17 protein-coding genes are annotated in these 19,317 nt (G+C 70.6%); 4 read left to right on the forward strand and 13 right to left on the reverse strand.

What is annotated here, in order from left to right:
* Positions 1 to 91: 91 nt before the first annotated feature.
* Positions 92 to 1,057, forward strand: coding sequence for a pirin family protein (locus tag ACWD11_RS29635; protein ID WP_389418893.1), 966 nt, complete (start codon positions 92 to 94; stop codon positions 1,055 to 1,057).
* A 146-nt stretch (positions 1,058 to 1,203) separates the two neighbouring features.
* On the opposite strand, the gene ACWD11_RS29640 is transcribed toward ACWD11_RS29635, so the two are convergent.
* From ACWD11_RS29640 to ACWD11_RS29665, 6 genes are all read right to left on the reverse strand, one after another.
* Positions 1,204 to 1,503, reverse strand: a complete 300-nt coding sequence (locus tag ACWD11_RS29640; RefSeq protein ID WP_451286644.1) for a cupin domain-containing protein — start codon at positions 1,501 to 1,503, stop codon at positions 1,204 to 1,206.
* 142 nt (positions 1,504 to 1,645) lie between these two features.
* A complete protein-coding gene (locus ACWD11_RS29645; protein WP_389418891.1) occupies positions 1,646 to 2,098 on the reverse strand; it encodes a hypothetical protein in 453 nt (150 codons plus the stop codon).
* A 194-nt stretch (positions 2,099 to 2,292) separates the two neighbouring features.
* Positions 2,293 to 2,967 carry an HAD family hydrolase gene (locus tag ACWD11_RS29650; protein ID WP_389418890.1) on the reverse strand — a complete coding sequence of 225 codons (675 nt, stop codon included), beginning with the start codon at positions 2,965 to 2,967 and terminating at the stop codon, positions 2,293 to 2,295.
* Between the two features lie 10 nt (positions 2,968 to 2,977).
* Positions 2,978 to 3,916, reverse strand: a complete 939-nt coding sequence (locus tag ACWD11_RS29655; protein WP_451286647.1) for an FkbM family methyltransferase — start codon at positions 3,914 to 3,916, stop codon at positions 2,978 to 2,980.
* A 106-nt stretch (positions 3,917 to 4,022) separates the two neighbouring features.
* Positions 4,023 to 4,823, reverse strand: coding sequence for an SDR family NAD(P)-dependent oxidoreductase (locus tag ACWD11_RS29660; RefSeq protein WP_451286649.1), 801 nt, complete (start codon positions 4,821 to 4,823; stop codon positions 4,023 to 4,025).
* 399 nt (positions 4,824 to 5,222) lie between these two features.
* On the reverse strand, positions 5,223 to 7,448 hold the full coding sequence (locus tag ACWD11_RS29665; protein WP_451286651.1) for an MMPL family transporter: 2,226 nt from the start codon (positions 7,446 to 7,448) through the stop codon (positions 5,223 to 5,225).
* A 137-nt stretch (positions 7,449 to 7,585) separates the two neighbouring features.
* Here ACWD11_RS29665 and ACWD11_RS29670 point away from each other — a divergent pair, with 137 nt between their 5' ends.
* Positions 7,586 to 8,353 carry a GNAT family N-acetyltransferase gene (locus ACWD11_RS29670; RefSeq protein ID WP_389418886.1) on the forward strand — a complete coding sequence of 256 codons (768 nt, stop codon included), beginning with the start codon at positions 7,586 to 7,588 and terminating at the stop codon, positions 8,351 to 8,353.
* Here the strand turns inward: ACWD11_RS29670 and ACWD11_RS29675 are convergent.
* From ACWD11_RS29675 to ACWD11_RS29690, 4 genes are all read right to left on the reverse strand, one after another.
* Positions 8,327 to 9,274 carry a class I SAM-dependent methyltransferase gene (locus ACWD11_RS29675; protein WP_451286653.1) on the reverse strand — a complete coding sequence of 316 codons (948 nt, stop codon included), beginning with the start codon at positions 9,272 to 9,274 and terminating at the stop codon, positions 8,327 to 8,329. The genes ACWD11_RS29670 and ACWD11_RS29675 overlap by 27 nt on opposite strands.
* Positions 9,271 to 10,245, reverse strand: a complete 975-nt coding sequence (locus tag ACWD11_RS29680) for an acyl-ACP desaturase (protein WP_389418884.1) — start codon at positions 10,243 to 10,245, stop codon at positions 9,271 to 9,273. Before ACWD11_RS29680 ends, ACWD11_RS29675 begins: the two co-directional genes overlap by 4 nt.
* Before the next feature lie 105 nt (positions 10,246 to 10,350).
* On the reverse strand, positions 10,351 to 11,574 hold the full coding sequence (locus ACWD11_RS29685) for a beta-ketoacyl-[acyl-carrier-protein] synthase family protein (RefSeq protein ID WP_389418883.1): 1,224 nt from the start codon (positions 11,572 to 11,574) through the stop codon (positions 10,351 to 10,353).
* Positions 11,571 to 11,861: an acyl carrier protein gene (locus ACWD11_RS29690; protein WP_389418882.1), complete on the reverse strand. Its 291-nt coding sequence runs from the start codon at positions 11,859 to 11,861 to the stop codon at positions 11,571 to 11,573. The genes ACWD11_RS29685 and ACWD11_RS29690 overlap by 4 nt, the downstream gene beginning before the upstream one ends.
* Positions 11,862 to 12,141: 280 nt before the next feature.
* Here ACWD11_RS29690 and ACWD11_RS29695 point away from each other — a divergent pair, with 280 nt between their 5' ends.
* Positions 12,142 to 12,927 carry a thioesterase II family protein gene (locus tag ACWD11_RS29695; RefSeq protein WP_451286655.1) on the forward strand — a complete coding sequence of 262 codons (786 nt, stop codon included), beginning with the start codon at positions 12,142 to 12,144 and terminating at the stop codon, positions 12,925 to 12,927.
* A gap of 328 nt (positions 12,928 to 13,255) precedes the next feature.
* Here the strand turns inward: ACWD11_RS29695 and ACWD11_RS29700 are convergent, their stop codons facing one another.
* On the reverse strand, positions 13,256 to 16,264 hold the full coding sequence (locus ACWD11_RS29700; RefSeq protein ID WP_451286657.1) for an AAA family ATPase: 3,009 nt from the start codon (positions 16,262 to 16,264) through the stop codon (positions 13,256 to 13,258).
* A 588-nt stretch (positions 16,265 to 16,852) separates the two neighbouring features.
* On the opposite strand from ACWD11_RS29700, the gene ACWD11_RS29705 reads away from it, so the two are divergent.
* Complete coding sequence (locus ACWD11_RS29705; protein ID WP_451286659.1) at positions 16,853 to 18,250, forward strand: FAD-dependent oxidoreductase; 1,398 nt, start codon at positions 16,853 to 16,855, stop codon at positions 18,248 to 18,250.
* Positions 18,251 to 18,344: 94 nt separating this feature from the next.
* Here the strand turns inward: ACWD11_RS29705 and ACWD11_RS29710 are convergent, their stop codons facing one another.
* The gene (locus ACWD11_RS29710; protein ID WP_389418878.1) at positions 18,345 to 18,737 is read right to left on the reverse strand and encodes a nuclear transport factor 2 family protein; all 393 of its coding nucleotides are present in this window, start codon (positions 18,735 to 18,737) and stop codon (positions 18,345 to 18,347) included.
* 28 nt (positions 18,738 to 18,765) lie between these two features.
* Complete coding sequence (locus ACWD11_RS29715) at positions 18,766 to 19,203, reverse strand: nuclear transport factor 2 family protein (protein WP_451286661.1); 438 nt, start codon at positions 19,201 to 19,203, stop codon at positions 18,766 to 18,768.
* Positions 19,204 to 19,317 lie beyond the last annotated feature (114 nt).

The raw sequence follows: 19,317 nt of genomic DNA on the forward strand, positions 1-19,317 counted from the left end.
TACTATATCCATGGCTACTAATTTGAGCGCGGGGCGTGAACCGCCGGAGTCGGCCTGACGCGGTGGCCCCGGCGCGGCTAGTTTGGGCGACATGAGCAATCTTGATCGCGAGGCAGTGCCCTCGGTGTGCGGCGGCCGCGGCTTCGTCGTGGCGGAGCCCGTGCGGGAACTCCTCAGCCCGCGCCGGGTCCGGCTCGGCGAGTCCTCCGAGGTGCGCCGACTGCTGCCCAACCTGGGCCGCCGCATGGTGGGCGCGTGGTGCTTCGTCGATCACTACGGCCCTGACGACATCGCCGACGAGCCCGGTATGCAGGTCCCTCCGCACCCGCACATGGGCCTGCAGACGGTGAGCTGGCTGCACGAGGGCGAGGTGCTGCACCGCGACTCCACCGGCAGCCTCCAGACGATCCGCCCCCGCGAGCTGGGCCTGATGACCTCGGGCCGGGCCATCAGCCACTCCGAGGAGAGCCCGAGGTCGCACGCCCGCTTTCTGCACGGCGCGCAGCTGTGGGTCGCCCTGCCCGACAGCGACCGGTACACCCAGCCGCGCTTCGAGCACCACTCCGAGCTGCCCGTCGTCACGGCGCCCGGGATCACCGCCACCCTGATCCTCGGCGACCTGGACGGCGCGCGCTCACCCGGAACGACGTACACGCCCCTGGTCGGCGCCGACCTGGCACTCGCCCGCGGCGCGGACGTACGCCTGCCGCTGGAGCCGGACTTCGAGTACGCCGTGCTGTCCATGTCCGGGGAGGCCCAGGTCGACGGGGTGCCGGTGCTGCCGGGCTCGATGCTCTACCTCGGCTGCGGCCGCACCGAACTCCCGCTGCGCGCCGAGTCGGAGGCGGGCCTGATGCTCCTGGGCGGCGAGCCGTTCGAGGAGGAACTGATCATGTTCTGGAACTGGATCGGACGGTCCCAGGAGGAGATCGAGCAGGCGCGGCAGGACTGGATGGAAGGGAACCGGTTCGGAGAGGTCAAGGGGTACGACGGTGCTCCGCTGCCCGCCCCTGAGCTGCCGGTGACACCGCTGAAGCCGCGCGGACGGGTGCGCTGACCTGCGGTACGGAGATCAGCCGGCTCCGACGCTCAGCCCGTCGACCCGGGACTCGAGCCAGACCGGCAGATCCAGCAGCCGGACGCCCTCCTGCTCGTCGGGGTCCGTCCGCGCCACTAGGCACACCATGTCCTCGGCGCCGCTGTTCACCGGCAGGTGGGGGTGTCGGCGGGAATGTGGATGTAGTCGCCCGCGCGCAGCACCACATGCTCGGTCAGGTCCTCCCCGTGCCACACCTCGACCTGGCCGGACTGGATGAAGATGGCCGACTCGTGACCCTCGTGCAGGTGAGGGCGGCCCCGTGTCCCGGCGGGTATCACGAGCCGGTGGAGACAAAGCCGCTCGGATCCGGCGGACTGCGCGCTGATGCCCACCCCGAACGTGCCGCCCTGCAGTCCCTCGTACCGGCCCGCGCGGACCACCGTGCACCGCTTCTGATCTGTCATGGGCGGCAGTACAACAGCCCATTTGCGGCGTTCGAGCGGTTTCGGGCATCTCTGCCGGTTGGTCCTGTGGCAAGCGTCGGTCTCGCCGCAGCCATTCACGGGCTGGAGCGAGGCCGACGGTCGATGAGTCCGGTGCGGTCGGTCAGATGCGGTACAGGTGGAGGGTGACCGACCCGTCGTCGCCCGAGATGGTGTATTCACCAGGGCCCTCGAACGGCACGCAACCGGCGGCGAGTTGGTCGTCGATGTTGATGCCGGTGTCGTCCTCGTCCACGAAGGCGCACACCTCCAGGACGAGGTGGTCGACGAACCTCATCTCGTAGGGAGCGGAGTCCGGATAGCGAGGCAGGGTCGGGGTGTTGATGCCGACGTCCGGGTGCTCCCACAGAGTGGTCTGCTGGGGCCAGGGTGCCTGGAGGTAGACCCTGCCGTAGGGCTCGGGCAGGTTGTTGTCGTCGCGTTCCTGGGGGTTGGAGAAGTCGATCGAGTACACGACGGGCCCGGGCTCCGCCTGCGCGGAGGTGGCCGCGCCGCCGAGCAGCAGCAGGACTGTCGAGGCGACGGCCGCCAGTCGGCCCAAGGTGTTGAAACGCATCCCTCTCTCCTTTCACTTGCTGTAGTCGTCCGACTACACAAAGGAAGATAGAGGGAGGGTGGCTGCCTCCCGTCGGGAGCGTTGGCTAAACCACACAGCAGACTGACGCGGAGGCTCAACTCGCGCTCCGTGCGCGCCGGGACCGGTTCCCCAGCGCTGCGTGCCGTGCCCGACGCAGGCCCCCTGGCGACGGGTCACCAGCTGGTGAGCCAGTGCTGGAGCGCAGGGTCGTCGAGGGTCGGGACGTAGGCGTGTACGTGTGGGCTTTCGGCCAGGGCGCCCACGCCGAGCACGGTCATCCCGGCTGCCACGGCCGCCTGGGCGCCGACGGGGGAGTCCTCGACCGCCACGGACCTGTCGGGCCGTACGCCGAGGGCGGCGCAGGCCGCGAGGTAGCAGTCGGGGTGGGGCTTGGGGGCGGGGACGTCGTCTCCCGAGACGGTGATGTGCAGCAGGTCGGACAAGCCGCCCTGTCTGAGGGAGCTGTCCAGCAGGGGGCGGGGGCCGTTGCTGGCCACCGCGACCGGCACCGCGGCGGCGACCTGACGTACCAGCTCGACGGCACCGGGCATCGGCCGGGCCCCCGCCGTGACCGCGGACAGGAGTTCCTCGGTCAGCTCGTGGGCCAGCTGTACGGCGCAGCCGCCGACGAGACGGGACAGCACCTCACCGCCGGGGCCGACGGCCAGACCGATCAGGGCGTCGCGCGCGGCGACGTCGTAGACGCGCCCGCGGCGGGTGAGGACGGCACTGCGCGCCGCGTCGGCGCAGGGCTCGGTGTCCATGAGGGTGCCGTCGCAGTCGAAGACCACGGCGGCGGGCGGGGCGAGCCGGTGCAGTGCCGAAAGATCGGCTGCCTGTGTCGTCATGTGCGGTCCTTCAGTGCTTCACGTACAGCTCGACGGGGTTGAACCCGGCCGGCTCGGGGAGGCGTGGCGGAACGTGCCGGAATCCCGCCGCGCCCAGGGTGGCGCGCACGGCGGCGCCGTCGATGTACTTGTCGTGGACTTCCAGGACGATCCGGTCGACCTGCTCCATCCACGGCTGGACCGTCGCGAACACGTCGGCCTCACTGCCCTCGATGTCGACCTTGAGCAGGTCGACATGGTCGATGCCGTGCTTGGCGAGGAGCTCGCCCACGGTGCTGGCGGGTACCCGCACGCTCGGGCGGGCCAGTACGTTCTCCAGCCGGTAGGGGCGGGTGCGCCGCAGGTCGGCCACGGCGGGCACGGCCGTACAGGTGTCCCAGAAGCCGCTGACCGTGAACTCCAAGGGTTCGGCGGTGGCGGCCACCGCGGCGGGCTCGATCCTCCAGTCGAGGCCGGACAGGGCCGCGTTGCCACGCAGGACGCGGAGGTTCTCGGGAATCGGTTCTACGGTGAGCAGGGTGCGGGGGCTGTAGCGGGCGGTGAAGTAGGAGGCGGCCAGGCCGGTGTTGCCGCCGAGGTCGACGATGGTGTCCAGGGTGTCGATGTCCTCGGCCAGCCGGTAGTGGGCGCCCAGTTCGTAGAACCTCTTCAGGAAGACCTGCCACAGGATGAGCAGGTCGCTCTGGTTCTTGCGGATCCGCACCCGGGCCGGCCGCCGTGGGGTGGCCAGTTGCAGGCACACCGGTTCGTCGGCGTCCAGCGGACGTCCCGCCGCGCCCAGGAACCGGCGGGCCATCCAGTACGGTGCGGTCGCCTTGCTCGTCCCCTGGCCGCGGCGCAGGGCGAGGGCCATGTCCCTGCCGCAGCCGACCGTCTCACGCAGCAGTACGCGTGCGAGGCCGATGCTCAGCGCGCGGTCGGCGTCCGTGCGCAGGTATGCAAGTCCCATGGGGTGCCTTCTTGTTGATCGGTACGCGGCTCGGCCGGTACGCGGACGTGCGGGGGACACAGCGACCGGAGCGTGGGGCATGAGACCCCGCGGGTCGACGAGCCGGTCACACGGCGGTGTAGCCGCCGTCGACGAAGACCACTTGGCCGGTCATGAAGGCGGATGCCTCGCTGGCGAGGAAGACCAGCGCCGGGGCGATCTCCTCGGGGAGCGCGCAGCGTTGCTGCGGGACGTCGTCGATCCACCGGCGGCGAAACCGCGGGTCGTCGACGGCGGCCATCTGGGTGCGCACATAGCCCGGGGCGAGTGCGTTGACCCGGATGCCGACGGGGGCCCACTCCACGGCGAGGGAGCGGGTGAGCTGGTGCACCGCCGCCTTCGAGGCGTCGTAGGCGGCCTGGGCCTGGGGGCGCAGGGCCACCTGCCCCGCGATCGAGCCGATGTTGACGATGCAGCCCCCGGAGCGGGCCGCCATGTGCCGGGCGGCGGTGGTGGCACACCACCACACGGCATCGACGTTGAGGGCGAACACCGCCCGCCACGCGGCGTCGTCGGCGTCCAGCGACGGGGTGTGCACGCAGACGCCGGCGTTGTTCACCAGGACATCGATAGCCCCGAACTCCTCGGCCACTTCGTCCAGGGCCTGCCGCAGGTCTTCCTTCTTGGTCAGGTCGACTTCCCGGTGCGTCCCGCGGACGCCTCGCTCCTGGACCTCCCGGACCACGTCGGCATTGCGGTGGCCGTCGCGGGCCAGCACGGCGACGTCCGCCCCGGCATCGGCCAGGGCGAGCGCGAAGGCCCGCCCCAGCCCGCGGTTGCCGCCGGTCACCACCGCCGCCTTGCCCGTCAGTCGGAACCGCTCCATCACCGGGGTGACGGCTGGTCGGTCTCCTGCTGCCTGGTCCACCGCACCTCTCAAGGGCCGCTGTCGTGTCATACATGGACAAACCGGGCCAAGACTAGAGAGTGATGGCCGTACGACCGGTTCGACACGACGCCGATGAACGCAATCATGATCACGGCGACAGTGACGGGCTGCTCCAGAGGTCGGTGCAGAGGTATGGGTGCGACTGCCCCCGGCCCAGGCTGACGGGGAGCCCAGCGCGCCGACGGACGCGCGTCTGGTGCTGACAGCCGTCCCGCAGACGCCCGCCGCCGGCCTCCGGCCTCCGGAACCGCTGTAGTGCGGAGCGGCTCTGTTCGGGGGCAGGCACACCGCACTTGCCCCCAACGTCCGCGGCTCAGGTGGTCAATTGAGATCCGGCAGGAGAGCTGTTCTACGTGCGACTGCGACGGTTCGGGGAGGTCAAGGGGTACGGCGGTGTTCCGCTGCCTGTCCCTGCGCTGCCGGTGACACCGCTGACGCCGCGCGGGCGGGTGCGCTGAGGAGCCACGCCGGTCGCCACCAATTCGCCCGCCCCGCCAGCTGCATGGCCGCCGGCACCAGGAGTGCGCGGACCAGCGTCGCATCCAGCAGGACCGTCAACGCCAAACCGGCACCCAGCATCTGCAGCGAGGTGATGCGGGACATCGCCAAGGCACTCATCGTCGTCACCACCACCAAGGAGGAGGCACTGATGAGACGCCCCGTACTGGCCATTCCATGCACGATCGAGGAGCGGACGTTTCCCGTCGATCGGTACTGTTCCTCGATCCGCGCCAGCAGAAAGATCTCGTAGTCGACGGAGAGGCCGAGGGCGAGGCAGATCATCAGCAGGAGCATGCTGATCTCCAGCTGCCCGGTGAGGGGGACCAGGCATCCCACGCCGGCGCTGAGGCTGAGAACGGCCAGGGCAACCGCCTTGACGGACACGAGCAGGCCTCCGGTGAACGACATGACCACCAGGAGTGCACTGACCCCGGCCAGGAGTGCGGCGAGAGGAAGACGTCGGGACAGCTCCATCTTGGTGTCCGCGGTGCGCGCGGTAGCTCCTCCGACCACCCGCGGCGCAAAGGCGGGCAGCGCGCGAATTCGTTCCAACACTCGCTCGGAACTCGACGCTTGCGCATCCGTGGGAACGCGGACATTCAGCAGCGTCACACCGTCACCGGCGAACGCCTGATGGGCCCGAGTCGCAGGGGCGACTAGGTTGCCGTCACGGTAGGAACCGGTACTTGAGTCCACCCGGGCGACACCGTTGACTTCTGACAGCTGACGAGCGTAACGGTCCACCCCCGCCGTCACCTGAGCAGACTGCGGATCAGCCACGCTGAGCACGACGGGGATCTTGGTCCCGACAGCCTCCGGGAACTCCCCGCGCACTCGCTCAGCGGTCTGGCGCACCAGCGTGGACGCTGGCAGGACGCGTTCGTCGGCAATGCCGAACTGGGCCCTGTCCAAAGGCATAGCGCACATCAGCAGGAGCATTGTCGCGCAAGCGCCGACCAGCACTGGGCGCTTCGTCGCCTTGTTTCCCAGCCATGCCCACGCTCTGCTGTAACCGGGAACGGCCGGGCCCTTTGTCGGCCTGACGGAGAATTCTCGCCCCGGGCGCAATTGGCGTACCCGATCGAACAACCACCGGTCGAGCCGAGAAGCGGGAAGCAAACTGAATCGCAGCAGCACTGGATAGATCAGGACCGTGGTCAACGCGGAAAACACCACAACCGCGATGCCACCGGTCGCCAGTGAACGCAAGAACGGCACGGGAAAGATCAGTAGCGCTGCCATGCAGGCCACCACCGTGGCGGCGGAGAACAGCACAGCGCGTCCGGCCGAACGGACCGAGCGGGCGACGGCTTCTCCCACCTCCGTCCCGCCCGCCATCTCCTCGCGGCACCGCATCATGACCAGGAGGCCGTAGTCCACCGACAAGCCGAACCCGAGGGCCGCTGCGACATTCACGGCGAACACGGAGACCGGCATGACCGACGTCAGCGCGCCGAGCACTCCCAGCGTCGCCGAGACCGAGACGACTCCGATCGCCATCGGCAGCAATGCCAAGGCCGCCGAGCGCAGGGTCACCATGAGGATGAGCAGCACCACCGGTGCGGCGAGGAGCTCGGCGGTGCGCAAGTCCTCTCTGCTCAGCCGGACCGCCTCCGCGCTGCTCCACACGGGTCCAGCCGCGGCTACGGCGACTTCCCCTCGCTTTCCCGCGAGCCCCGGAACAATTCGCTCCGCCGTCTTGACGGCCTCGGCCCCCGTTGTTGTCAGTTCGACACCGATCAGGGCTTTCCGCTCGTCACGGGACAGCAATGCGGGATCAGCCGTGTCCCAATAGCTCCATACTCGTGCCACTCCCGGCTGATCGGCCGCCGAACGGGCAAGAGCGCGGCCGGTCGCGGCCACCTCTCCGTGCTTCATCGAAGTCGGGCCGGATACCAGGAAAAGCAAGTCGGCGGCGGGCTCGTCGAACTGTTCCTTGACCACACGGTCAGCTCGCTCGGATTCGGTCCCGGTGGCGGTGAATCCGGACGGGGTCAACCGGGCAAAACATCCGATCATCGCTGGTAGCAGAGCCAACCCCAGCACCGTGACCACCAAGAGAACCCGCCACGGATGCCTGAGAATCCAATTGACCGAGAGCATGAGGGCGACTGTATCCGGATTCCTCCGCCGGATGTCAGCCCGTCTCCGAAACGGGTCCGGAGGTGCATGGTAAACAGGTCGTATCGAATGGTCGACGCGCCCTGCGCGTCATCGCCGAACCCGCCGCGAGGACAAATATGAGTATCTCCGCCGCGCCCCGTATTCACGAGGAAAGACGCTACACGGTCTCTGTCACGCGCGACGAAAATGCGATCCGTGAAGCCCAGGAGCTGCGTTATCTGGTCTTCAATGAAGAACTCAAAAGTCCCTACCACGCGGAGGGGGGCCGGGAGATTGACGGATACGATCCGCATTGCGATCATCTCCTCGTTCGGCGCACGGACACCGGTGAGGTGGTCGGCATGTACCGCCTCCTCCCGCCCGACGGTGCGGCCCGGACCGGCGGACTGACCTCGGAGGCGCTGTTCGACCTCAGTCCGCATCGCGCCCTGGAGCCGGACCTCGTCGAACTCAGCCGAGGCTGCGTTCACCCCGACCACCGCGCCGGAGCCGTGATCACCATGCTGTGGGGCGGAATCACCCGGTACATGACCCGCAGCGGTCACACCTGGCTCACCGGACGTATGACGGTCCCCCTCTTCGACGGCGGGGCGCTGGCCGCGGCCTGTTGGGACCACGTGGTGGCCGGCGGCTATTTCGCACCTGAGCGTTATCGCGTTCGCCCTCACACCGTGTGGGATCCCGCCGCGGCCGACCGCCGGCCCGGTCTCCAGATCGCCCCCAAGCTGCGCGGGTACCTGCTGGCCGGCGCGTGGGTGTGCAGCGAGTTCGCGTACGACCCGGACCACAACGAGGCCAGTCTCTACCTCTTGCTCTCCATGGAGAACACCGACCCGCACCGTCGCAAGCTCCTGCGGTCACTTGGGGAGAGCCTGACTGCCTGACGGCCCTGCGAGGCCCCGGCGGGCGGGCCAGCGGCGCAGCGTGAGGCGGTACAGCGTGGAAGCCTGGCGCAGGAAGACGATCTCGCTGGCTCGGAGATAGGTGCGGTACCGCCGGTAGATGTCGGGGCCGACGAGCAGTTGCGCCTGTTCCCGGGCCTGGAAGAGGCGGGTGGACCAGGCGCGCACGGTGCGCGCGTAGTGCGCGCCGTCCTCGCGCAGGCCGGTGATCGCGAAGTACGGCTCACAGGCGGTGGCGATCTCGGACAACCGTGGCAGTGCTGATCCGGGAAAGATCTCGCGGGCGAAGAAGGCGGGTACCGAGTCGTCGTGGTCGGCGTCGGCGTGGTCGGTGAGCGCGATGGTCTGGAGACTGAGCCGGCCGAGCGGCGGCAGCCATCCCGCGCACCGCGCGAAGAAGGCACGGTAGGCCTCGATCCGTTCGTCACGGGACATGGCCGGATGGGTGAAGTGCTCGAACGCGCCGATGGAGACGATGCCGTCGTACACGTCGTCCGGCTCGTGGTCGCGCCAGTCCTCGACTCTGGCATCCACCCCGGGCAGCCCGAGCGAGCGCACATGTGCGTGCTGGTCGGTGCTGAGGGTGAGCCCGACCGCGTGCCGTACACCGGTCTCCTCCGTGGCCATCCGCAGCAGACTGCCCCAGCCGCAACCGATGTCCAGCAGTCGGCTGTTCGCTGTGATGCCCGCTTGGCCGAGGTGGTAGCGGAGCTTGGCCTGCTGGGCCTTCCTGAGCACGTCCGTGTTCCCGGGCGCGCCCTCGATGCCGTCCCACAGGGCGCAGGAGTAGGTCAGGCCGGGGTCGAGCCACAGGGCGTAGAAGTCCTTGCCGATGTCGTAGTGGGCCTCGATGTCCGCGGTGGTGGCGCCTGCGCGATGCGGCTGGTCGGTCCGGGAGTTCACGGGCCGCCTCTCTCGTCGTGGGGAAGGGGTGAGGCCGGGCGAGGAAGGGGAGCAGCGAAAGCGGCTTCTCTCATCCGGTCGAACAGCCGGCCGGCGCGTTCGGCCCGCGTCTGCAGCTCGTCGAGGTGGCGCCCGATGCGGTCAAGGGCCTGCTCGCCGGCGGCGCCGAAACCGGAGCGGGTCATCACGCCCAGGGCACGCAGCAGGGGCTGCAGCACGTGACGGCGGTGGACGTCGAGGTTGTAGATGCCGGATGCGGCGATCCGCAGGGCGCCCTGCCGGAAGCCGGGGATGGTGGTACCCGGCATGTCGAAGGCGCAGATGACGTCGGCGAGGGCGGCCACGGCGCCGTCGGGATCCAGCTCCACCGCGGCGGCGTACAAGTCGCGATAGAAGATCATGTGGAGGTTCTCGTCGGCTGCGATCCGCGCGGTCAGCTGACGGGCCACCGGGTCGGCACAGGCCAGGCCGGTGTTGCGGTGGGCCTCTCGGGTGGCCAGTTCCTGGACGGTGACGTAGGCCAGGCTGTGCAGCAGGGACGCATGGTTGCTGGTGTAGCCGGCGGACACGTGCTGCATGCGCCGGCGCTCCAGGGCGACGGGGTCCACGGCGCGGCGGGCATGGAGGTAGCCGCGCAGTGCGTGGGCGTGGCGGTCCTCCTCGGCCGTCCAGCGGTGCACCCAGGCGCCCCAGGCGCCGTCGCGGCCGAACAGGGTGGCGATCTCGAAGTGGTAGCTCGGCAGGTTGTCCTCGGTCAGCAGATTGATCGTCAGCGCATCCGCCACGGCCTGCGGGAGCTGGGACTGGTCGGCGTGCCAAGGGGTGCCGTCGAGGAGGCCGTCGAAGTCGGTGGCCTGGCTCCAGGGGATGTAGGCGTGGGGGAACCAGTCCGGTGTGGTGGCCAGATGGCGGTCCAGCAACCGGGCCACGGTCGGCTCCAGTTCGGACAGGTGATCGTGAGGAAGGGTCATCAGGGACTTTCGGCCTCCGGGCGGGCGGTCGGCATCGGGTGCGGCCCTGTCCGACGGGGGCTGCCGGGGCAGGCTGCCCGCGTCTCGCAAGACTCGTGCAGCGGTTCAGGAGCGCTGGAACACCAGGGCCGCGTTCTGGCCGCCGAAGCCGAACGAGGTCGACAGCACCGCCTCCTGGCGGGAGGGCCGTGGCAGGCCTGTGACGACGTCGAGGTCGATCTCGGGGTCCATCTTGTCCAGATTGGCGGTGGGCGGGATGAGTTGATGATGCAGCGAAAGCACCGAAACGACGGCTTCCACGGCTCCGGCAGCGCCGAGCAGATGCCCCAGGATGCTCTTGACCGCGGTAACGGGGGGCGGGGTGCCGAAGACCCTGCTGAGCGCTGCGGCTTCTGCGCGGTCGTTCAGCCGTGTGGCGCTGGCGTGGGCATTGACGTGCCCTACGTCGCCGGGCGCCAGATCGGCACCGGACAAAGCGGCGTTGATGGCCCGGACCGCGCCGGCGCCCTCGGGGTGGGGGACCGTGGGATTGTGCGCGTCGCCGGAAAGGCCGTAGCCGGTGAGCCGCGCGTATTCCTTGGCCCGCCGGGCCTGAGCGTGCTCGGCCCTTTCGAGGACGAGCATTCCGGCGCCCTCGGAGAGCACGAAGCCATCGCGGTCGGTGTCGAAGGGACGGGAGGCGCCGACCGGGTCGTGGACGCGGGTGGACAGCGCTCCCATCCGCCAGAACAGTGCCGAGGCCGGTCGGTTGCGGCCGGAGTCCGTCCCGCCGGCCACCGCGATGTCGCACGCACCGGTCCGGATCAGCATGCTCGCGATGCCGATGGCGGTGGCACCGGACGCACAGGCGGTGCTGATGCCCAGGGTGGGACCCAGCGCCCCGAGCATGGTCGCGACCTCACCGGCGGCCATGTTCGGCAGACTGCGGGGCAGCGCGGCGGGCGACAGGGCCAGGAGACGGCCCTTCTCCATGATCTGGCAGACCTTCAGGGTGCCGTCGAAGCTGGTGCCTCCGGTACCGATCACCACCGCGACGCGACTGCCGTCCCACAGCGCGGAGTCGAGACCGGAGTCGATGACGGCCTCCTTGGCCGCCGCGTGAGCGAATCGGATGAACCGGTCGGTCCGCCATGCCAGGCCAGGAGCCAGGACAGCCTCGAGGTCGGCATCAGCCACCTGGCAGGAGATCGACACCGGCAGCCCGTCCAGCAACGGATCGTGGGTGGCCGTGGGGTCGCCGCTGCACAGGCGGTCCCAGGTGGCACCGACGCCGACTCCTGCGGGCGTGACCATACCCAGTCCGGTAACGGCCACCGCGTGCCGGTTCATGCGTCGTTCTTCGCTGCGGCCCCGCTCGTGCACAAGGCCTGGTCCACGGCCTCGACGGCCTGGGCGAGCGTGGTGTCGAGGGTCATCTGTTCGAGGAGGCTTTCCTGGACGTCGACTCCGGTCTGCTCTTCGATCACCACGACCAGTTCCATCACGGCAATCGAATCCAGCTCCAGATCCGAGAACCTGACCGACCCCTCCAATTTTTCCGGATCGATCTGGAAGTAGGACTGAAGAAGACCTTTCAGGCGATCCTCGGTGAATTTCTCGGCGACTGGAGATCCCATGAAAACCCATCGATTCTGGTATTCCCGCCGGTACTTCCGGTGGGGGCACGCCCCTCCATCATGCCCGCGACCTGCAGAAAGGCTACTTCCTCAAAACACATGCTGGTCATATTCATTCGTATGCAGCAGCTGTCCCGTGCAGAGCGGCTCGGATCGAGTGGTTTCCCGGAGTAGGGGTGGCAAGGGGTTCTGCCGCGGCCGTTCCGCTCGTAGGGTGGTGATCATCTGGCGTTCCGTCCGCGTGTTCCGTCGCACGCCGATCGCAGGAGGTAGGGCCCGTATGCCGGCAGTTTCCGGTCAGTTCGACACCTGGTTCCGCCGGTACGAGCCCGGCCCGGCCGGTGCGGTCAAGCTCCTCGCGCTGCCGCACGCCGGTGGTTCCGCCCCCTACTTCCTGCCGCTGGCCCGGGCGCTCGGGTCGGAGCTGGACGTGCTGTGCGTCCAGTACCCGGGGCGGCTCGACCGGCACCGCGAGCCCCCCGCGACCGATCTGCGAGACCTCGCGGACCAGGTGTACAAGGCACTCGTCTCGGCCCCGGCCGGACCCGTGGTGCTCTTCGGGCACAGCATGGGCGCCGTTCTCGGCTACGAGATCGCGCGCCGCCTGGAGGACTCCGGCGGCGGCGAGCTGCTGGGCGTCATCGCCTCCGGGCGGCGCGCCCCGCACCGCTTCCGCGAGGAGACGGTCCATCTGCGGGACGACGACGGGATGATCGCCGAGATCCGTGAGCTGAGCGGCACCGAGCCGGGCATCCTGGACGACGAGGAACTGCTGCGCATGGTGCTGCCCGCGCTGCGCGCCGACTACCGGGCCGTGGAGACGTATCGCCCCGACGCCGGTGCCCGTCCGCTGGCCGCGCCCGTCACTGTGCTGACCGGCGAGAGCGACCCCCGGGTGTCCCTCGACGACGCCCGCGCCTGGCAGGAGCTGACGAGCGGCACCTTCCGCTTCCGCTCCTTCCCCGGCGGTCACTTCTACCTCAACGCCCAGCCGGGGGCCGTGACGGCGGCTATCCGCGAGAGCGTCGCCGCATTCCGCTCCGCGGGGGCCCCGACGTGGTCCTGAGCCGGGCTCATGCGCGGGGCGTGGCTGGGCGGGGGTGTCCGGGCGGGGTCTGGGGGAGGGGTGATGCCTTCAGTGCTGGTCTCTGCTGAGCCGGGCCCATGCGGGGCGGGCCTGGGCGGGGGCGAGGGGTGGTGTCTTCCGTGCCGGTCTTTCCTGATCGGGGCTCATGCGCGGGGCGTGCCTGGGGCGGGTGCGTCCGGGCGGGGTTTGTTGGGGGGATTCCTTCCGTGCTGGGCTCTCCTGGGCCAGGCCCATGCGCGGGGCGTGGCTGGGCGAGGGCTGGGAGAGCGTCGGCGCTCGCCCGGTCGGCGTCGTCCTGTCGCGAGCGTTACTTGCCGAGTGCGCCCGCGGCGGCCAGGCGGGTTGCCAGGTCTCTGCGGTGCTTGACGTTCAACTTGCGGTAGATGCGGGTCAGATGCTGCTCGACCGTGCTCACGGTGATGAACAGCTTGCTGGAGATCTGCCGGTTGGTGTGGCCCTGCGCGGCCAGCGCGGCGACCCTGCTCTCCGCCTCGCTCAGCCCGCCCACCGGTTCCGCGCGCTCGGGCCGCTCCCGGCCCTCCTGCTGTTCCGGACGCTCGGGCCGCTCCCGGACCTCTTGACGTTCGGGGCGTTCGGGCCGCTCCCGCCCCTCCCGCCCCTCCTGTCGCTCCGGGTGCAGGCTGCCGGGGTAGTACGTCACCTCCGCCGGGGCCCGGGAGTGGGAGCGCCGGGCCGGGGGCGGGACGGCCGCGCCCGTCGGGTCCGGTGCGGTCCCCTGCCGTGGGGTCCGGGACCGGTCGGCCAGGGCGCGGGCCAGCTCCCGGCGGTCCCCGCAGGACTCCAGCAGCGCCACCGCCCGCGCCAGCAGCGGAGCGCCCTGCTCCGGCGGCAGCAGACCGGCGAGCAGCCGCAGCGCGGAACCCCGGGTGCGGTCGTCCACCGGGCGGGCGGAATCGAGCTGCTCCCGGAGCAGTCGTACGGCCTCCTGCCGCTGCCCGCGGGCGATGTGCACCCGGGCCAGGTCGAGCCGCCACGGCACCAGGGCCGCGGAGCCGATCCGCCAGGCCGCCATCTCCCGCCGTACCCACCGCAGATCGTCGGCGGCCGAGCGGCGGGAGCCGACGGCGAGCTGATACCGGGCCCGTGCCGCCAGATAGTGCAGTCCGAGCGGGGTGCGGAAGGACTCCGCGGGGACGGGCCGGGCGAGCCAGCGGTCGGCGTCCTCGAACCGGCCCGCCTCGGTGGCCGCGGCCACCAGGGTGCCCAGCGGCGCGACCACCGCGACCCCCCACGCCTGCGGGGTGATCACGGTCAGCGCGGCGCGCGCCTGGTCCTCGGCCTCCTCGGGGGAGCCGAGCCGGAGCGCGGCCTCGGCCCGGATGGCGTGCAGGACCGCCTTCCAGCTCGGCACGTGTCCCACCGAGGGCCGGGCCAGCAGCATCCGTGTCCACTCGCGGACCGGGGCGGGACGCCCCGCGTACACCATCGCCAGCAGCAGGGCCGACAGCAGCCCGAGCGCACCGTCGTCGTCGAGGTAGCGCTGGATCATCAGCTCGGCGCTCGCCGCCGCGTCGCCGGTCGCCTCGCCGGGGAAGAGGGTGTCGGCGAGCAGCACCAGCGCGTCCAGATAGCGGCCGGTGACGGAGGTGGCGATGCCGGAGTCCGTGATGGCCCGCGCCTCGGCGCGGGCCTGCCGGCAGTGGTCAGGGCGGAACAGCGAGATCAGCAGCCGCGCCGTGGCGAGCCGGGTACGGGTCTCGGCGGTGGGGTCGGGCAGCGCCGCGACGGCCGCGACGATCGCGCATGCCGTCTCGCTGTGCCCCTGCCACAGCAGCGCGGGCACCCCGGCGAGCGCGGCCGGCGGGTAGTCGTCGGGCCGCTCGGCGGCGGCGAGCGTGCCGAGGTGAGTGGTGGCGGACAGCGGGTTCAACTGCCAGCGGGAGCGCAGCAGCAGGCTGTCGGACGAGGTCCACCACGGAGTGCGCGGTCCCCGGCGCCGGCGCAGCCGCAGGCAGGCGGAGGTGATGTCGGGGCGTCCGGAGTCCAGTGCCTGGGCGGCGGCCCGGAACAGGGCGGGCTCCGCCCAGTCGGGCTCGGCCCAGTCGGCGCTGATGAGATGACCGGCGAGCACCTCGGGCTCGGCACCGAACTCGTGCAGCGCCTCGGCCGCTCTGCGGTGCAGCCGGCGCCGGTCCTCGGCGGGCAGGTCCGAGAGGACGGCGGCGACGAGCGGGCGTCTGATCCGGTCGCCGTCCACCAGCCCTGACTGGCCGAGCAGTTGGAGCGCCTGGGCCGTCAGGTCGGGGGTCAGGGAGAGCAGCCGGGCCAGCACCGGAAGCGGCGTGGGCCGGTCCAGTACGGCCAACGCCTGGGCGGTGGCGCGGACTTCGGGCTCGTGGCGGTAGAGCGAGCGGAGCACGGCCTGAGCGAGCGGTCCGTCGCTGCCGCCTACCGCGGGGTCGGGCCCGGCGGCGCCCGCCACCAGCGCGGCGGGCTGCTGGGCGGTGCCGGTCGCGGCGGGGTCGTCCAGCAGGGCGCGCATCAGCAGGGGGCTGCCGCCGGTCAGCGCGGGGGCCCGCCGGGCGATGCGGGGGCGGGCCGAGGGGAGCGGGTGGGTCTCGGCGAGCAGGCCCAGCGCCTCGTCGGTGAGGGGGGCGAGGTCGATCCGAGAGAAGCACGGCTGGCTCATCAACTCGGCGCGGAAATGCGGGTGAGGGGTGTACAGCGTGGAGGACTCGGTCAGCACCACCATGATCCGCCGGTGCCGCAGTCGGCGGACCGCGTAGAGCAGACACTGTAAGGACGCCTGGTCGGCGTGGTGCACATCGTCCACGGTGATCACGAGGGGCGCGGGGCGGGACAGGTCGAGCAGGGAGGCGAACGTGGCGTGCGCGGTGGGCACGGGGGAGGGGTGCGGCTGTTCGGTGCCTAAGGACGGCGTCGGCGGAAAGGCGGCGGCCGCTTCCGCCGCCGTAGGGGCCGTGCTGTCCGCGGGGGCGGCCGACGTACCGGCCCTTCCCGCTGCGGCGTTGCCGGGCGGCGCCTGGGGCGTGGGGAGCGCGAGATGGCGTACGGCGGTGGCGAGTTGGCGCATCGAGGCGCGGCTGAGGCCGGAGCTGTCGATCAGCTGGTCCATCACGGCGAACTGGAGACTGCGTTCGGCTCGTGAGCCGACCGCGCTCAGCAACTGGGCCGAGCGTCCGGTCACGTGGCGGGCGAAGGCCTCCAGCAGCGTGGTCTTGCCGCTGCCGACGCCGCCGCTGATCAGGCATACCTGCCCGTCGTGCTGTTCATTGCAGTGGTCGAATGAACTGCGCAGCCGATCGAGCTGTGCTTCCCGCTGTATCAGGTCCACTCGCGTTTTGTCCCCCTCGAACGCAATGACATGGAATGAATCGCCGTTTTCCATGTGCGTTGCCATGCATGTTCGTTCGGCCGCGCGCGGCGGCCGGCGCTTCCCGGTGACGGGATACGCCGAGTGCTTCTCCAGGTGCGGTCGACGGTAGTCCTCGCGTGGTGGAGTCCGAGTCGAAGCGGAGCGGAGGCTCGCGTATACGGCTCGACCACGCTGGTTTCGGGACCACCTCCGACTGTCCGCCCGTACGCCCCGCTTGGTCAGGCTTGCGCCACGGGGCCGTCGTTGAGTGCCGTCCGGGCCGATAGCTTACGACAGATCAAGGGCCGGATACTTGCCGAATCTTTGCCGACTCATGGCTTCTTATGTCGCTCTCCGACACTCTGTTGTACCGGTACGACATATTCCGGATGGCGGGTGATCGCATACCCCTGTTGATTCGTTTAGGGGTTGACGGCGAGCCGCTTGTTCAGCCCGGTATGAGGGAGTGGCGCGCGATAGGGGAGCGGGGACTTTAGGGGTTGGTCCGCCGCCTTCGGCTCCCTACATTTCGAGACCTGATCCGGGCGGCGGCGGAAGGAATCCCCAGTGTCGACAAAGCCCAGCCACGGCATGGTGATCGGTGGCGGACTCGCCGGAATGCTCACGGCCCGGGCCCTGCGCAGGCACCTCGACCGGGTCACCGTCATCGACCGCGACGACCTCCCGGGCGGCCCCGAACTACGCAAGGGCGTCCCCCAGGCTCGCCACGCCCATCTGCTGTGGTCGGGCGGCGCGCGGATCGTCGAATCACTGCTGCCGGGCACCGTCGAACGCCTGCGCGCCGCGGGCGCGCACCGCATCGGCGTCCAGTCCGACCTGGTCAACCTGTCCCCCTACGGCTGGCAACGGCGCTTCCCCGAGACGCAGTTCCTCATCGCGGTCGGCCGGCCCCTGCTGGACTGGACCGTCCGGGACCAGGTGCTCGCCGACGAGAACATCACCGTCCTGGAACGCACCGAGGTCCACGAACTGCGCGGCACCAGCGGGCACCTCACCGGCCTCACGGTCCGCGCCCTCGACAGCGGCGAGACCACCGCACTGGACGCCGAGATCGTCGTGGACGCGAGCGGACGCGGCTCGCGGCTGCGCCAGTGGACCGCCCCTCTCGGCGTCCCGCAGCCGGAGGAGGACGTGGTCGACTCCGGCATCACCTACTCCACCCGCGTCTACCGCGCGCCCGAACGGGCCGCCGCCCGCTTCCCCATGGTCAGCGTGTACGCCGACCACCGGTCCGGAGTCCCCGGCCGCAGCGGGCTGATCCTGCCCATCGAGGACGGCCGGTGGATCGTCACCCTCTCCGGCACCCGGGGCGCCGAACCCCCCACTGACGAGGCCGGGTTCACGGCCTTCGCCGAAGGGCTGCGCCACCCCCTGGTGGGCGAGGTCCTCGCCACCGCGGAACCGGACGGCCCCGTCCGCGGCTCCCGCTCCACCGCCAACCGGCGCATCCACTACGACCGGCTGGAGCGCTGGCCGGACAACCTCGTCGTCCTCGGAGACGCCTTCGCCGCCTTCAACCCCGTCTACGGCCACGGGATGAGCTCCGCCGCCCGCTCCGTCGCCGTCCTCGACCGCACGCTGCGCCGCCAGTTGGGCAAGCCGGAGCTCGCGGCCACCGTGATGCGCGGCATCGCCACCGCCATCGACGACCCGTGGATCCTCGCCGCCTCCCAGGACGTCTTCTACCCCGACTGCCGGGTCGAGGCGAAGGACCCCCGCCTGTCCGAAGAGCTCCACAGCCGGCAGGACTTCTCCGAGCGCGTCGGCACGGTCGGTCTGTCCGACCCGCTGGTCAGCGCCGCCTCCGCGGGCGTCACCACGCTCGCCGCGCCCGTCTCCAGCCTCCAGTCACCCGCCGTGCTCAACGCCCTGCGGACCGGCCCGGCCCAGCCACCGCTGACCGAGCCGCCCCTCACCGACGCGGAGTGGGCGCTGCTGCGCTGACCGGGCGCGGGGATGTCATACGTCCCAGGTGACCGGCGCGCACGGGGGAGTCGTACGCCTCAACTGACCGGCGTACGCCGGGATGTCGTACCCCTCAGGTCACCGGTGTGAGATCGGAACCGCCCGCGATGACCCGGGCCTCCGAGATCAGTCCCGTCTCGTCCACCCGCATCAGACTGACCAGCCGGAACGCCATCCGCTCACCGTCGGCGCCGCCCGGCACGGACATCGTCCCCGAGACTTCCAGGGTCACACTCGACCCGTCCAGCGCCGCCGTCAGCGTGCCCGGCCGCTCCTCGATCCCCGCGGCGACGGCCGCCCCCAGATGCCGCCGCAGCGCCTCCCGCCCCACCAGCACCGGGGCACCCACCGGGTCCTGGAACCGCACATCGGGCGTGAAGAGGGCGAGAACACCGTCCAGATCCCCGGCGTTCATCAGCCGGCAGTACTCCAGAACCACCGCTTTGCGCTTCGTCTCGTCCAGCATCGCGGCACACCTTCCTGAAAGCGCGGAGTCATTCGAGAAACCGGACGTCCGACCTGCCCCAATAAGCGCGCATCTCCTCGATCAACCCGCTCTCGCCGACCTCGATGACCAGCATGCAGGTGAACTCCATACGCGCCTTTTCCGGCTCCTCGGGAGCCGCCAGAATTCCGTGACGCACCATCAGCGGCCCGTTCGGCAGGAAATTCACCGTGGAGGTCACGGGAACGGCGGCATGCCGCCCGTCGGGCGCCGCTACAGGCTCGCCATAGGCATCGTGGACCCCGGCGGCCACCGCGCCCCCGATGTGCGAACGCAGCGCCCCGTGACCGACGCGCGGACCGGCACCCACCGGGTCCTCGAAGCGCACGGCAGGGGAGTACAGAGCCAAGAGCCCCTCCACGTCACCTGCGTTGATGCGCTCACAGTGCGCGATGGCCAGGGCTTTGCGCGTCGCTTCGTCGGGCACGGTCCACGTCCCTCACGGCTCGGCAGCACACGGACCGGAGCAGTGTCACAGCCGGGCCGCGGGCCGCGGTACCCCTACCCGGCCCCACCCCTATTCCCGCCACCCCTGTATGGC

Source organism: Streptomyces sp. NPDC002776, from assembly GCF_053592195.1.

What these genes read in the sequence shown, in the direction of transcription:
- ACWD11_RS29690 (WP_389418882.1), bottom strand. Translation starts at nt 11,861, where the DNA reads ATGGGATCTCCAGTCGCCGAGAAATTCACCGAGGATCGCCTGAAAGGT.
- ACWD11_RS29635 (WP_389418893.1), top strand. Translation starts at nt 92, where the DNA reads ATGAGCAATCTTGATCGCGAGGCAGTGCCCTCGGTGTGCGGCGGCCGC.
- ACWD11_RS29695 (WP_451286655.1), top strand. Translation starts at nt 12,142, where the DNA reads ATGCCGGCAGTTTCCGGTCAGTTCGACACCTGGTTCCGCCGGTACGAG.
- ACWD11_RS29645 (WP_389418891.1), bottom strand. Translation starts at nt 2,098, where the DNA reads ATGCGTTTCAACACCTTGGGCCGACTGGCGGCCGTCGCCTCGACAGTC.
- ACWD11_RS29655 (WP_451286647.1), bottom strand. Translation starts at nt 3,916, where the DNA reads ATGGGACTTGCATACCTGCGCACGGACGCCGACCGCGCGCTGAGCATC.
- ACWD11_RS29650 (WP_389418890.1), bottom strand. Translation starts at nt 2,967, where the DNA reads ATGACGACACAGGCAGCCGATCTTTCGGCACTGCACCGGCTCGCCCCG.
- ACWD11_RS29710 (WP_389418878.1), bottom strand. Translation starts at nt 18,737, where the DNA reads ATGCTGGACGAGACGAAGCGCAAAGCGGTGGTTCTGGAGTACTGCCGG.
- ACWD11_RS29680 (WP_389418884.1), bottom strand. Translation starts at nt 10,245, where the DNA reads ATGACCCTTCCTCACGATCACCTGTCCGAACTGGAGCCGACCGTGGCC.
- ACWD11_RS29640 (WP_451286644.1), bottom strand. Translation starts at nt 1,503, where the DNA reads ATGACAGATCAGAAGCGGTGCACGGTGGTCCGCGCGGGCCGGTACGAG.
- ACWD11_RS29670 (WP_389418886.1), top strand. Translation starts at nt 7,586, where the DNA reads ATGAGTATCTCCGCCGCGCCCCGTATTCACGAGGAAAGACGCTACACG.
- ACWD11_RS29665 (WP_451286651.1), bottom strand. Translation starts at nt 7,448, where the DNA reads ATGCTCTCGGTCAATTGGATTCTCAGGCATCCGTGGCGGGTTCTCTTG.
- ACWD11_RS29685 (WP_389418883.1), bottom strand. Translation starts at nt 11,574, where the DNA reads ATGAACCGGCACGCGGTGGCCGTTACCGGACTGGGTATGGTCACGCCC.